The organism is Pseudomonas panipatensis (assembly GCF_900099785.1).
GTDB lineage: Bacteria > Pseudomonadota > Gammaproteobacteria > Pseudomonadales > Pseudomonadaceae > Pseudomonas > Pseudomonas panipatensis.
On the sequence record NZ_FNDS01000007.1, the window covers coordinates 98,197 to 111,242 of the forward strand.

A 13,046-nucleotide genomic window follows, 5' to 3' on the forward strand; every position below is an offset into this window, starting at 1 on the left:
GCAGGCAAGAGCTGATAGCCGCTTTCGCGTCGGCGTTTTCCGGTGGTGGCACCGGACAACCCACCCGGCGGGCCGCAAGTGCCGCGACAGTCGATCATCGTATGCTGTCGCGCGTGGCTTCTCCCCGTCTTCATCCTTTGCCCCGGCCGACCGATGAGCGGCCACTGAGGAAGTTATGAGCAAAACCAACGAATCCCTGCTGCAACGCCGCCAGGCCGCCGTTCCGCGCGGCGTAGGCCAGATCCACCCGGTCGTCGCCGAGCGCGCCGAGAACTCCACCGTCTGGGACGTGGAAGGCCGCGAGTACATCGACTTCGCCGGCGGCATTGCCGTACTGAACACCGGCCACCTGCACCCGAAAGTGGTGGCGGCCGTTCAGGAGCAACTGACCAAGCTGTCGCACACCTGCTTCCAGGTTCTGGCCTACGAGCCCTACATCGAGCTGGCTGAAGAAATCGCCAAGCGCGTACCGGGCGACTTCGCCAAGAAAACCCTGCTGGTCACCAGCGGTTCCGAAGCCGTCGAGAACGCCGTCAAGATCGCTCGCGCCGCCACCGGCCGTGCTGGCGTGATCGCCTTCACCGGCGCCTACCACGGCCGCACCATGATGACCCTGGGTCTGACCGGCAAGGTGGTTCCGTACTCCGCTGGCATGGGCCTGATGCCGGGCGGCATCTTCCGTGCCCTGGCTCCGTGCGAACTGCATGGCGTCAGCGAAGACGAGTCCATCGCCAGCATCGAGCGCATCTTCAAGAACGATGCCCAGCCGCGCGACATTGCTGCCATCATCATCGAGCCGGTACAGGGCGAAGGTGGCTTCTACGTCAACTCCAAGGCCTTCATGCAGCGCCTGCGCGCCCTGTGCGACGAGCACGGCATCCTGCTGATCGCTGACGAAGTGCAGACCGGCGCTGGCCGTACCGGCACCTTCTTCGCCACCGAGCAACTGGGCATCGTCCCGGACCTGACCACCTTCGCCAAGTCCGTCGGCGGCGGCTTCCCGATCTCCGGCGTATGCGGCAAAGCGGAAATCATGGACGCCATCGCTCCCGGTGGCCTGGGTGGCACCTATGCCGGCAGCCCGATCGCCTGCGCCGCCTCCCTGGCCGTGCTGAAAGTGTTCGAGGAAGAGAAGCTGCTCGAGCGTTCGAAGACCCTCGGCGAGCGCCTGAAGGCCGGTCTGCGTGAAATCCAGGCCAAGCACAAGGTCATCGGCGACGTCCGCGGCCTGGGTTCGATGGTCGCCATCGAGCTGTTCGAAGGCGGCGACGTGCACAAGCCGGCGGCCGAGCTGGTCGGCAAGATCGTGGTGCGTGCCCGCGAGAAAGGCCTGATCCTGCTCTCCTGCGGTACCTACTACAACGTCATCCGCTTCCTGATGCCGATCACCATCCCGGACGCGCAGTTGGACAAAGGCCTGGCCATCCTGGCCGAGTGCTTCGACGAACTGGCCTGATAAGGCTTCGTTCGTTCGAGGAAGAGGCCCGCGCAAGCGGGCCTTTTTCTTGGGCGCGAGAAAAGTTCGCCGACGCTTTCGCCGCTGCCGACGTAAATGCCGCGGCTTTGATCTGTCCCCTGGCATGGAGTCTGCTGCTCGGTTAAGGTGCCGCGCATCTGAGAGGAACTCCATGACAGAAACCCCCAAGGCTCCGGGCGTGCTGGTCGCCGCCGCTGACCCCTGGAACCGTGAACTGCTCGGCCAGTTGGTGCTGAGCGTGCGTTGCGATGCGACCATCGAATTCTGCGAGGACGGCACTCACGCCATCGAGCTTTGCCGTCAGCGTGTCTTCACGCTGGTCGTGGCCGAGCAGGAGCTGCCCGGCGCCGATGGCATCGATTTGCTGCGCCATTTGCGTCGCACCCGGCGCGGCCCGCTGGCGCCGGATTTCATCCTGATCAGCGCCAGCGCCGATACCGCCAGCGTGCGTGCTGTGTTGCCGCTGGCGCCCAGCGCCTACCTGGTCAAGCCATTCAATGCCGAGGACTTGCGCCAGCGCCTGCGCGCCCTGCTGGTCGAGCCGGGGCAGGAAGTCGCCTGCGTGGCGCCCGTCGCCAGGGTCGCCGGTAGCCTCGACAACTTTCTCGCTGATGCGCGTGATGCCGCGGATGGTGCTCCCTTGCTGGAGGAAGTCGGCACCGCAGTGAGCCGCTGCCTGAATACCGCTGAACTCAGCCTGGAGCAGTTGGAGGATGAGTTCGGCCGCGACCCGCAGATCACCGCCTGCCTGATCGCCGCCGCCAACAGCGCCGCGCGGCACGCTGGCATGCCTTGCCTGACGCTGGCTCAGGCGCTGGCCCGGCTCGGGCTGGCCCAGGCCACGAATCTGGTGCTTGGCCTGAGCCTGGAGCGTGCCGCCCAGCTCGCCGATCCACAGCTGAAGGCGCGTGCCCAGGGCTTCTGGGATCTTTCGCAGCGCACCGCGGAGGCGGCCCAGGTCTTGGCCGAGGACATCGGTGTCGATGCGCCGCGCTGTTACACCGCTGGCCTGCTGCATTGCCTGGGTGACCTGGCCGTGTTGCGCACCCTGGAGGAGTGGCAGCAGCGCGGCGGGGAGTTGAACGAAGAACTGATCGACGAGAGCCTCAAGGGCTATGGGGCGGGCTTTGGTTCTACCCTGCGCACGCGCTGGCGCTTGCCGCTGGAGCTGCGTGAGCTGATCGCGGCAGCCTATGGCATGGGCAGTGGGGTGTTTTCGCGCAAGGCGCTGATCCTCAACCTGGCGGCCGCGGCCGCGCGCTTGCCGGCCGGGCGCGAAGACGAGTTGAAGGACAGCAAGGCGGTACGGATGCTCGGCCTCGGGCCGAGTCAGCTACGGCTGCTGCAGGGCTTCCTCGCTCCCGAGGTCGCCCCGCCCGAGCCGCTGGACGCGTAGCCGTTGGGCCGCGCCTGGGCGCGGCCCCGACCACTCAGCGCTGGGCCAGCAGTTCCTTGCCGCGCGCCACGGCGGCGCGTACTTGCGCCGGGGCGGTGCCGCCGATGTGATTGCGCGCGTTCACCGAGCCTTCCAGGGTGAGCACGGCGAAGACGTCGTCGCCGATCTGATCGCTGAACCGACGCAGCTCGTCCAGGCTCATCTCGGCCAGGTCCTTGCCGCTGTCCACGCCGTACTTCACCGCATGGCCGACGATTTCGTGGCAGTCGCGGAAGGGCAGGCCCTTGCGCACCAGGTAGTCGGCCAGGTCGGTGGCGGTGGAGAAGCCGCGACGGGCCGCCTCGCGCATGATCTCGCGCTTCGGCTTGATCGCCGGGACCATGTCGGCGAAGGCGCGCAGGCTGTCGCGCAGGGTGTCGGCGGCGTCGAACAGTGGTTCCTTGTCTTCCTGGTTGTCCTTGTTGTAGGCCAGCGGCTGGCCTTTCATCAGGGTCAGCAGGCCGGCCAGGTGGCCGAAGACCCGGCCGGACTTGCCGCGCACCAGCTCCGGCACGTCCGGGTTCTTCTTCTGCGGCATGATCGAGGAGCCGGTGCAGAAGCGGTCGGGCAGATCGATGAACTGGAACTGCGCGCTGGTCCAGAGCACCAGCTCTTCGGAGAAGCGCGACAGGTGCATCATCGCCAGCGAGGCGGCGGCGCAGAATTCGATGGCGAAGTCACGGTCGGAAACGCCATCCAGGGAGTTGCCGGAGATCGCTTCGAATCCCAGCAGTTCGCAGGTGATTTCCCGCTGGATCGGATAGGTGGTGCCGGCCAGCGCGGCACTGCCCAGGGGCATGCGGTTGACCCGCTTGCGGCAGTCGACCAGGCGCTCGTGATCGCGGCTGAGCATCTCGAACCAGGCCAGCAGGTGGTGGCCGAAGGTGACCGGCTGGGCGGTCTGCAGGTGGGTGAAGCCGGGCATGATGGTGTCGGCTTCGGCCTCGGCCAGACCGAGCAGGCCCTGCTGCAGGCGAGTGATCTCGGCGAGGATCAGGTCGATCTCGTCGCGCAGCCAGAGACGGATGTCGGTGGCCACCTGATCGTTGCGCGAACGACCGGTGTGCAGCTTCTTGCCGGTGACGCCGATGCGGTCGGTGAGGCGCGCCTCGATGTTCATGTGCACGTCTTCCAGGTCGACGCGCCAGTCGAAGTTGCCGGCTTCGATCTCGGACTGGATCTGCTTCAGGCCATCGACGATGGCGTCGCGTTCGGCGTCGGTCAGCACGCCGACCTTGGCCAGCATGCTGGCGTGGGCGATGGAGCCCATGATGTCGTGGCGGTAGAGGCGCTTGTCGAAGTCGACGGAGGCGGTGAAGCGGGCGACGAAGGCGTCGACGGGTTCGCTGAAGCGGCCGCCCCAGGACTGGTTGGTCTTCTCTACGCTCATGGATATCTCTCGCGGAAACGGGCAGGAATGCGCGGGCACCCTGCATGACGGGCAAAGTCCGACGATAATAGCAGGCTGAAGGGTAAAACCGACGCGCGCGTCGACGGCTGTGACGCGGCTCGGCGGCCGGACTTCCCGCGTGGATCGGGGCGCAGTCGACATTTCGCTGTGCGAATGGGGCTGGCGCAGCATGAGGTGCTTGCCGAGGGAGAGAGCCTTGCGGAAACTGCGACGATGCCAATAGATACCAAGACCGGCCCCCAGCCGGCGAATCAAGACGATTTCTTCATCCCCGAGTTGTGCCAGTCCGAAGCGCTGTTCAGCCTGATCCTGCTGGCCGAGCTGCTGGTGCTGGTACTGGTGCTGGCGGAGCCGATGACCCCCAGTTTCAACTGGGTGCGCCTGGCGCTCTGTTCCCTCTTCGTGCAATGGATCGTGCTGCTCTCCGCCGCCGTGCTCTGCCGTCTGCGGCCGTTGCTGGCGCGCTGGCCGGCGTGGCTTTCGGGCGCGGCCAGTTGCCTGCTGGTGGTGCTGCTGACCCTGGGCTGCACCGCGGTGGCCGACTATTACTCCCTGGGCGGGCCACTGCCGATCAAGGGCGAGGTCAACCTCTACCTGCGCCATGCCTTGATCGCCCTCATCATGTCGGCCTTGTTGCTACGCTACTTTTATCTACAGAGCCAATGGCGCAGACAGGAGCAGGCGGAATTGCGCGCCCGTATCGAATCCCTGCAGGCACGTATCCGCCCGCACTTCCTGTTCAACAGCCTGAACAGCATCGCCTGCCTGATCGAGCTGGACCCGGGCAAGGCCGAGCAGGCAGTGCTGAATCTGTCGGACCTGTTCCGCGCCAGTCTGGCCAAGCCGGGGACTTTAATTTCCTGGGGGGAGGAACTGGAGCTGGCCAGGCGCTATCTTTCCATTGAGCAGTTCCGCCTGGGCGAGCGGTTGCAATTGGACTGGCAGGTGAGTGGCGTGCCCGCGGGCGTGCCCATTCCGCAGTTGACCCTGCAACCGCTTCTGGAAAATTCGTTGATCTATGGTATCCAGCCGCGCATCGAAGGCGGCCTGGTTAAAGTTGAGGCGGACTACCGTGACGGTGTGTTCCAGCTGTGCGTGAGCAACCCGTACGACGAGTCGACCGAGGCTCTGCCGACGAAGGGGACACGCCAGGCGCTGCAGAATATTGCGGCGCGCCTGGCGGCACTTTTCGGGCCAAAGGCGAGTCTGAGCGTCGAGCGCCGTGACGGACGGCACTACACCTGTCTACGCTATCCATGTGCGCGTCTCATGCAGGAAGCCTGAGCTTATGAATGTCCTGATCGTCGATGACGAACCACTGGCGCGTGAGCGCCTAGCCCGACTGGTAGGGCAACTGGACGGCTATCGCGTCCTTGAGCCCTCTGCCAGCAACGGCGAAGAAGCGCTCGCGCTGATCGACAGCCTGAAGCCGGATATCGTCCTGCTGGATATCCGCATGCCCGGCTTGGACGGGCTTCAGGTCGCGGCCAAGCTGTGCGAGCGTGAAGCCCCCCCGGCGGTGATCTTCTGCACCGCCCATGATGAATTCGCCCTGGAAGCCTTCCAGGTCAGCGCGGTCGGTTATCTGGTCAAGCCGGTGCGCAGCGAAGACCTGGCCGAGGCGCTGAAAAAAGCCTCGCGACCGAACCGTGTGCAACTGGCCGCGTTGACCAAGCCGCCGGCCGCCGGCGGGCCGGGGCCGCGCAGTCATATCAGCGCGCGAACCCGCAAGGGTATCGAGCTGATCCCGTTGGAAGAGGTGATCTTCTTCATCGCCGACCACAAGTACGTGACATTGCGTCACGCCGGCGGCGAGGTGTTGCTGGACGAGCCATTGAAGGCGCTGGAAGACGAGTTCGGCGAGCGCTTCGTGCGTATCCACCGCAACGCGCTGGTTTCCCGCGAGCGTATCGAACGCCTGCAACGCACGCCGCTCGGGCATTTCCAGCTCTTCCTGAAAGGCCTGGACGGGGATGCCCTGACGGTCAGCCGGCGGCATGTCGCCGGAGTCCGCCGCTTGATGCACAACCTTTGAGCGCGGCAGGCCACGGAAGGCCGCCCGGGCGTGGCGGCGGGCGTGCCGTTCTCGGATAAGCCTTGAGCCTGAAGCCTGTTATCATCGCTGGCAGTCCTTTGTCCGGAATTGCCCATGTCGCCCCGCGAAATCCGTATCGCCACCCGCCAGAGCGCCCTGGCCTTGTGGCAGGCCGAGTACGTCAAATCCCGTCTGGAACAAGCCCACCCCGGGCTGCGTGTAACGCTGCTGCCGATGACCAGCCGCGGCGACAAGCTGCTCGACGCCCCGCTGGCGAAGATCGGCGGCAAGGGGCTGTTCGTCAAGGAGCTGGAGACCGCCCTGCTGGAGAATGCCGCGGACATCGCCGTGCACTCCATGAAGGATGTGCCCATGGACTTCCCCGAGGGCCTGGGCCTGTACTGCATCTGCGAGCGCGAAGACCCGCGCGACGCCTTTGTCTCCAACACCTGCGCGAGCCTCGCCGAGCTGCCCGCCGGTAGCGTGGTCGGCACCTCCAGCCTGCGCCGCCAGGCGCAATTGCTGGCCAGCCGGCCCGACCTGCAGATCCGCTTCCTGCGCGGCAACGTCAACACCCGCCTGGCCAAGCTCGATGCCGGTGAATACGACGCCATCATCCTCGCCGCCGCCGGCCTGATCCGCCTCGGCTTCGCCGCGCGCATCCGTGCTTCGATCGGCGTCGAGGACAGCCTGCCGGCTGGCGGCCAGGGCGCGGTGGGCATCGAATGCCGCAGCGCCGACGACGAAATCCAGGCGCTGCTGGCGCCGTTGCACCACCAGGACACCGCGTTGCGCGTGACCGCCGAGCGCGCGCTGAACAAGCGCCTCAACGGTGGCTGCCAGGTGCCCATCGCCTGCTATGCGGTGCGCGAGGGCGAACAACTGTGGCTGCGCGGCCTGGTCGGGCAGCCCGATGGTTCGCAACTGCTGCGCGCCGAAGACCGGGCGCCCATCGCTGAAGCCGAAGCGCTGGGTGTGCGGGTTGCCGAGGCGCTGCTGGCGCAGGGCGCCCAGGGCATCCTCGACGCCGTCTACGGTGAGGCCGATCCACAGTGAGCCGCTGGCGGTTGCTGCTGACGCGCCCGCAGGAAGAATGCGCGGCGCTGGCTGCGAGCCTGGCCGAGCAGGGCGTGCACAGCGCCAGCCTACCACTGCTGGCGATCGAACCCCTCGAAGAAACCCCCGAACAACGCAGCCTGCTGCTCGACCTCGACCGTTATTGCGCCGTGGTGGTGGTCAGCAAGCCCGCCGCGCGTCTCGGCCTGGAACGGCTCGACCGTTACTGGCCGCAACCACCGGCCCGTCAGGCCTGGTTCGCGGTGGGCGCGGCCACGGCGTCTATCCTCGATGACTATGGGTTGCGCGTGCACTACCCGGTCGAGGGCGACGACAGCGAGGCGCTGCTGGCGCTGCCGGCACTGGTCGAGGCGCTGAAGGTGCCCGAGCCGCGGGTGCTGATCCTGCGCGGCGAAGGTGGCCGGGAGTTTCTCGCCGAGCGCCTGCGCGGCCAAGGTGTCGTGGTGGATTATCTGGAACTCTACCGGCGTACCCTGCCGGCCTATGCGCCGGGCGAACCGCTGCGGCGGGTCCGTGCGGAGCGCCTGAATGGATTGCTGGTCAGCAGCGGACAAGGCCTCGAACACCTGCGGCGCCTGGCCGCCGAGGATTGGCCGGAACTGGCTGCGTTGCCGTTGTTCGTGCCCAGTGCGCGGGTCGCCGAGTTGGCCCGGCAGGCGGGTGCGCAACGGGTGATCGATTGCCGTGGCGCCAGCGCCGCGGCCTTGCTGGAGGCGCTCAGCGGCGCCGACGAAGAATAATTTCCGAGCGAAGGATGGACCTGTGAGCGAAGCCGTCACTCCCCAAGACACCCCGCAAAACACACCCGCCGAGCCGGCGCCCGCCAAGAGCGGCAATGGGCTCGCCGCCCTGGCCCTGCTGATCGGCATCGCCGGCCTGGGCGCCGGTGGCTGGGGCCTCTGGCAGGTCAAACAGTTGCAGGCCGTCGACCACGCCCGCTCGGCGCAGTTGGATGAAGCCCGTGGCCAGGCGCAGAGCCTGAAGCAGAGTGCGCAGGCGCTGTCGAAGCGCATCGATGGGCTGCCCAGCGCCGATGAACTGGAGGCTCGCCGCCGCCTGGTGGTGGAGCTGCAAGGTGACCAGCAGCAACTCGCCCAGCAACTCAAGCAGGTGCTGGGGCAGAGCCGCCAGCAATGGCGCCTGGCCGAAGCCGAGCACCTGCTGCGTCTCGCCAGTCTGCGCCTGTCCGCGCTGCAGGACGTGGAAAGTGCGACCCAACTGGTACAGGGCGCCGATGACATCCTGCGCGCACAGAACGATCCGGGTGCCTTCGCCGCGCGCGCGCAACTGGCGAAGAGCCTGGAAGCGCTGCGCAGCCTGCCGCAGCCGGACCGCACCGGGCTGTTCCTGCAACTGGGCGCCCTGCGCGATCAGGCGGCGCAATTGCAGCCGCTGGAGCCGACCTTCCAGGCCGGCCCGGTGCAGAGCGCCGGCACCGCCTGGGGCGATGGCAGCAACACCCTGGATCAATGGTGGGAGCGCATCTCGCGTTACGTGCGCATCGACTTCAACGCTGGCCAGGACATTCGCCCGCTGCTTTCCGGGCAGCAACTGACCCGTGTGCGCCTGGCCCTGAGCCTTGCCCTCGAACAGGCCCAATGGGCCGCGCTGAATGGCAAGCAGGAGGTCTACCAGCAGTCGCTCAAGCAGGCCCGGCAGATTCTCGGCGACTTCTTCAACGCCGAGCTGGCCGATAGCCGCGCCCTGGGGCTGCGCATCGACGAGTTGGCGCAGCAGCCGGTCAGCGTGCAGGCGCCCGACCTGGCGCCTGCCCTCAGCGCGCTGCAGGCCTACCTGGCGCGCCGTGATAGTGCCGCCGATCCGCAGGCCCAGCCGGTCGCGCCCGCGGCGCAGGAGAGCCGCCCATGAGCCGAGTCTATCTGCTGATCCTGGCCATGGTGCTGGCGGCCACCCTGGTCGGGCTGGCCATCGCCGAGCAGTCGGGCTATGTGCTGATCGCCTACAAGAGCTTCCGTTACGAATCCAGCCTGTGGACTTTCCTCGCGCTGCTGGCGCTGGCCTGGCTGGTCTATCTGGCCGTGCGTCTGCTGCTGCGCCTGCTCGGGGTGTCCGGGCGGGTGGTCAACCCCTGGTCGCGTTTCAACCGCCGGCGCCGTGCCGAGCTGGCCGAAACCCATGGTCAACGCGACCTTGCCGAAGGTCACTGGGCCCAGGCCTTGCGTCACCTGCGGCGTGCCGCCGAACTCGGCGAGCGCAGCCTGCCCAGCTACCTCGGCGCTGCCCGCGCGGCCAATGAACTGGGGCGCACCGACGAGTGCGACCAACTGCTCGACCGCGCGCAGGAACGTGAACCGGGCGCTGCCCTGGCCGTCGGACTGACCCGCGCGCAACTGCTGATCAATCGCGGCGCCTTCGAGCCGGCCCGTGAGGTGCTGGTCAAGCTGCACGAGGAGCATCCGCGCCATCCGACGGTGCTGCGCCTGTTGCAGCAACTGTATGTCAGCCTGCATGAGTGGAGCGCGCTCCTCGCCTTGCTGCCTGAGCTGCGCAAAGAGCGGGTGCTGGCCAACGCCCAGCTCAGCGACCTGGAGCGCCGTGCCTGGGGCGCCGCCCTGGAGAAGGCCGGCGAGCAAGGCCTGGGGCAGGGGGAGGCGGCGTTGCAGCCGCTGAGTCAGACCTGGAACAACCTGCCCTCCGCGTTGCGTGGGCAGCCGCTGCTGGTGGCCGAGTACGCCCGCCAGTTGCTGCGCCTGGGCGCTCCGCAGGAGGCCGAGCAGGTGCTGCGTCAGGCCCTGAGGGACGACTACGACGAGCGGCTGGTGCTGCTCTACGGGCAGGCGCGGGGCAGCGATCCGGCGCGTCAGTTGCAGACCGCCGAAGGTTGGCTGAAGAAGCGCCCCGACGATGCCGGCTTGCTGCTCACCCTGGGCCGCCTGTGCCTGGCCGACAAGCTCTGGGGCAAGGCGCGCGAATACCTGGAGGCCAGCCTCGGTCGCCAGCGCAGCGCCGAGACCTGCGCCGAACTGGCCCGTCTGTTGGCGCATCTGGGCGAAGTGGAGCGCAGCAACAAACTCTTCCAGGAGGGACTCAGCCTCCTCGCCGCGCAGCCGCAGCCGCCGCTCAAGGCCTAGCCTCATCGGCGATGCCAACGGCGCCTGCGGGCGCCGTTTTTCATGGGCTCGCCAACCTCCTTACGGCTGCTCCCCGTGGTAGCTGATGCGGTAGACCGCGCCGGCGAGATCGTCGCTGACCAGCAGCGAGCCATCGTCGGCGACCAGCACATCGGCCGGCCGGCCGAGCACCTGTTCGCCGGGTTGCAGCCAGCCTTCGGCGAAGATGCTCTGGCGCTTCAGCGAGCCGTCGGCGTTCAACTGCACGCGCACCACGCGGTAGCCTACCTTGTGGCTTCGGTTCCATGAGCCGTGCTCGGCGATGAACAGGTTGCCGCGATACTCGGCGGGGAATTGCCTGCCGTTGTAGAAGCGCAGGCCGAGGGCGGCGACGTGGGCGCCGAGTTTGGCCACCGGGGCAACGAAGTCGCTGCACGGGCGCGCGGCGAACTGCGGATCGGCGATGTCGCCGGCATGGCAATCCGGGTATCCGAAGTCCTGCCCCGGCCGGCTCAGGCGGTTGAGTTCATCGCTGGGCTGGTCATCACCGAGCATGTCGCGGCCGTTGTCGGTGAACCAGAGTTCGCCGCTGTCCGGGTTCCAGTCGAAGCCGACACTGTTGCGGATGCCCCGGGCCACCACCTCGCGGCCACTGCCGTCGGCGTTCATGCGCTGCAGGTTGGCGTAGCGCTGAGGGTCCGGCCGGCAGATGTTGCAGGGAGCGCCCACCGGTACGTAGAGCTTGCCATCCGGGCCGAAGGCGATGAATTTCCAGCCGTGGGCGAAGTCGCCAGGGAACTCGACGGCGAGCGGTTCCGGCTGGGGCGGGGCGTCCAGATGCGTCTCGATGTCGCGCAGCACCAGGATGCGGCTGACCGCCGAGACGTACAGGTCGCCATTGTGAAAGGCCACGCCGACCGGCAGTTGCAAGCCGCTGGCAATCACCCGCGGGCGTGTCTCGCCGGGGCTCAGGGCGTAGACCCGGCCCGCCTGGTTGCTGCCGACGAACAGGGTGCCACGCGCGCCCAGGGCCATGGCGCGGGCATTGGGCAACTGGTCGCTGAGCAGCTCGATGCGGAAGCCGTCCGGTACTTTCAACTGGGCCAGTGCCGGGCCGGCGATGGCGGGCGGCAGGGGCGCCAGAAACAGCGCGGCGAGCATGACGAGGAGGCGACGCATGGTAGGGATTCCCGGATGGCTGTCCCGGGGAGTCTAGCCCGCCGCCTTGAAAGGCCCGCGCCCTTTCCTCTACCGTAGCGGCCTTCTCGCCTCAGCGCTGCCATCCGGAGCCACCATGAACCTGGCCAGCCCACGTTCCCTGTTCTTCCTCGCCTTCCTCGCCTGCGCCGCCATGCTGGGCAGCGGCTTCTACCTGCAGTACGTGATCGGCCTCGAACCCTGCCCGCTGTGCATCCTGCAGCGCATCTTCTTCGCCGGCGCCGGGCTTTTCGCCCTGATCGCCGCCCTCCACGGTCGAGGCCGCCGCGCTTACTCGCTGCTGATCCTGCTCAGTTCGCTGGCCGGCGCCGGCACCGCCGGCCGGCAGATCTGGCTGCAGACGCTGCCGGCGGACCAGTTGCCGGCCTGCCTGCCGCCGCTGGATTACATGATGCAGACCATGCCCTACGCGGATGTCCTCTGGACCATGTTCCATGGCTCCGCTGACTGCGCCGAAGTGAACTGGACCCTGCTCAGCCTGAGCATTCCGGAATGGAGTCTGCTGGCTTTCGTTGCCTTCAGCCTCTTCGCGCTCATCCAATTCTTCCGCCGCGGCTGATTGCCGCGCCCGCACGGGCTTGTGACGGGCCGCGGAGTCAATGAAACCGCGGCCCACCTATTAAACGCTCGTATGAATTTTCCTCCAGTGGCGTCTTGATGCCGCTATGCCACGGGCATACTCTGATCTTCCGCTCCGCCGGGAAACCGCCAGAATTAAGAAAAGTTTCCGGCTGACATCCGCATTCGACAAAAAATTGTCCCGACGCGGATGCGCTGGGACAGCGACGAGGGAAGCGAGGACAACATGCTCGAGAGCTGCCGTAATGCCCAGGAACGTTGGGGAGGCGTGCACCAGTTGATCGATCGCTGGCTGCATGATCGTCAGGATCTGATCCATTCCTTCGACTCGCTCAACGGGCCTCAAGCACCCAAGATCAATGGCGAGGATCTGCAGAACTTCTGTCAGAGACTGCTCGACTACATGTCGGCCGGGCATTTCGAGGTCTACGAACAGCTGATGGGCGAGGCCCAGGCGTTCGGTGACGCTCGCGGCCTGGAACTGGCCAAGCAGATCTATCCGCGTCTGGAAGCCATCACCGCCGCCGCACTCAATTTCAATGACCGTTGCGAAAACGGCGACTGCCGCGAAGGCACCTGCCTGACCAGCGAGTTGAAACAGCTACGGCAGCAACTGCACGAGCGCTTCGAGCTGGAAGACTGCCTGATCGAAGTGCTGCACACCGCGCACGAACAGCGGGCACTCACCGCCTGAGTTCCGTCGTGGGCCGAACGGGGCGCGAACCTTTGCCGGGACGCGCCTT

12 protein-coding genes are annotated in these 13,046 nt (G+C 66.9%); 10 read left to right on the top strand and 2 right to left on the bottom strand.

Annotated elements, in window-relative coordinates; translation table 11 throughout:
* Window positions 1-175: 175 nt before the first annotated feature.
* The gene (gene gabT / locus BLQ74_RS16935) at window positions 176-1,456 is read left to right on the top strand and encodes a 4-aminobutyrate--2-oxoglutarate transaminase (RefSeq protein WP_090264260.1); all 1,281 of its coding nucleotides are present in this window, start codon (window positions 176-178) and stop codon (window positions 1,454-1,456) included.
* A 172-nt stretch (window positions 1,457-1,628) separates the two neighbouring features.
* Window positions 1,629-2,873: an HDOD domain-containing protein gene (locus BLQ74_RS16940; protein ID WP_090264262.1), complete on the top strand. Its 1,245-nt coding sequence runs from the start codon at window positions 1,629-1,631 to the stop codon at window positions 2,871-2,873.
* Between the two features lie 34 nt (window positions 2,874-2,907).
* Here the strand turns inward: BLQ74_RS16940 and argH are convergent, their stop codons facing one another.
* Entirely contained in the window at window positions 2,908-4,302 is a 1,395-nt protein-coding gene (argH, locus tag BLQ74_RS16945; RefSeq protein ID WP_090264264.1) for an argininosuccinate lyase, read from the bottom strand.
* Between the two features lie 234 nt (window positions 4,303-4,536).
* Between argH and BLQ74_RS16950 the strand changes: the two genes are divergently transcribed.
* The 6 genes from BLQ74_RS16950 (at window position 4,537) to BLQ74_RS16975 (ending at window position 10,527) form a co-directional block, all read left to right on the top strand.
* Complete coding sequence (locus BLQ74_RS16950) at window positions 4,537-5,607, top strand: sensor histidine kinase (RefSeq protein ID WP_090264266.1); 1,071 nt, start codon at window positions 4,537-4,539, stop codon at window positions 5,605-5,607.
* 4 nt (window positions 5,608-5,611) lie between these two features.
* Window positions 5,612-6,358: an alginate biosynthesis regulator AlgR gene (algR, locus tag BLQ74_RS16955; protein ID WP_090264268.1), complete on the top strand. Its 747-nt coding sequence runs from the start codon at window positions 5,612-5,614 to the stop codon at window positions 6,356-6,358.
* A gap of 114 nt (window positions 6,359-6,472) precedes the next feature.
* Entirely contained in the window at window positions 6,473-7,414 is a 942-nt protein-coding gene (gene hemC, locus BLQ74_RS16960) for a hydroxymethylbilane synthase (protein ID WP_090264270.1), read from the top strand.
* A complete protein-coding gene (locus BLQ74_RS16965; RefSeq protein ID WP_090264272.1) occupies window positions 7,411-8,175 on the top strand; it encodes a uroporphyrinogen-III synthase in 765 nt (254 codons plus the stop codon). The genes hemC and BLQ74_RS16965 overlap by 4 nt, the downstream gene beginning before the upstream one ends.
* Window positions 8,176-8,197: 22 nt before the next feature.
* Window positions 8,198-9,304, top strand: a complete 1,107-nt coding sequence (locus BLQ74_RS16970) for a uroporphyrinogen-III C-methyltransferase (protein WP_090264274.1) — start codon at window positions 8,198-8,200, stop codon at window positions 9,302-9,304.
* On the top strand, window positions 9,301-10,527 hold the full coding sequence (locus tag BLQ74_RS16975; protein ID WP_090264276.1) for a heme biosynthesis HemY N-terminal domain-containing protein: 1,227 nt from the start codon (window positions 9,301-9,303) through the stop codon (window positions 10,525-10,527). The genes BLQ74_RS16970 and BLQ74_RS16975 overlap by 4 nt, the downstream gene beginning before the upstream one ends.
* Before the next feature lie 60 nt (window positions 10,528-10,587).
* On the opposite strand, the gene BLQ74_RS16980 is transcribed toward BLQ74_RS16975, so the two are convergent.
* On the bottom strand, window positions 10,588-11,685 hold the full coding sequence (locus BLQ74_RS16980) for a PQQ-dependent sugar dehydrogenase (RefSeq protein WP_212633147.1): 1,098 nt from the start codon (window positions 11,683-11,685) through the stop codon (window positions 10,588-10,590).
* Window positions 11,686-11,800: 115 nt separating this feature from the next.
* Here BLQ74_RS16980 and BLQ74_RS16985 point away from each other — a divergent pair, with 115 nt between their 5' ends.
* Complete coding sequence (locus tag BLQ74_RS16985; RefSeq protein WP_090264278.1) at window positions 11,801-12,283, top strand: disulfide bond formation protein B; 483 nt, start codon at window positions 11,801-11,803, stop codon at window positions 12,281-12,283.
* Between the two features lie 246 nt (window positions 12,284-12,529).
* Window positions 12,530-12,997: a sigma D regulator gene (rsd, locus tag BLQ74_RS16990; protein WP_090264804.1), complete on the top strand. Its 468-nt coding sequence runs from the start codon at window positions 12,530-12,532 to the stop codon at window positions 12,995-12,997.
* The last annotated feature ends 49 nt before the right edge of the window (window positions 12,998-13,046 follow it).

Coding starts and splice junctions, on each gene's coding strand:
- gabT (WP_090264260.1), top strand. CDS start 176: ATGAGCAAAACCAACGAATCCCTGCTGCAACGCCGCCAGGCCGCCGTT.
- BLQ74_RS16950 (WP_090264266.1), top strand. CDS start 4,537: ATGCCAATAGATACCAAGACCGGCCCCCAGCCGGCGAATCAAGACGAT.
- BLQ74_RS16980 (WP_212633147.1), bottom strand. CDS start 11,685: ATGCGTCGCCTCCTCGTCATGCTCGCCGCGCTGTTTCTGGCGCCCCTG.
- rsd (WP_090264804.1), top strand. CDS start 12,530: ATGCTCGAGAGCTGCCGTAATGCCCAGGAACGTTGGGGAGGCGTGCAC.
- BLQ74_RS16985 (WP_090264278.1), top strand. CDS start 11,801: ATGAACCTGGCCAGCCCACGTTCCCTGTTCTTCCTCGCCTTCCTCGCC.
- argH (WP_090264264.1), bottom strand. CDS start 4,302: ATGAGCGTAGAGAAGACCAACCAGTCCTGGGGCGGCCGCTTCAGCGAA.
- BLQ74_RS16940 (WP_090264262.1), top strand. CDS start 1,629: ATGACAGAAACCCCCAAGGCTCCGGGCGTGCTGGTCGCCGCCGCTGAC.
- hemC (WP_090264270.1), top strand. CDS start 6,473: ATGTCGCCCCGCGAAATCCGTATCGCCACCCGCCAGAGCGCCCTGGCC.
- BLQ74_RS16975 (WP_090264276.1), top strand. CDS start 9,301: ATGAGCCGAGTCTATCTGCTGATCCTGGCCATGGTGCTGGCGGCCACC.
- algR (WP_090264268.1), top strand. CDS start 5,612: ATGAATGTCCTGATCGTCGATGACGAACCACTGGCGCGTGAGCGCCTA.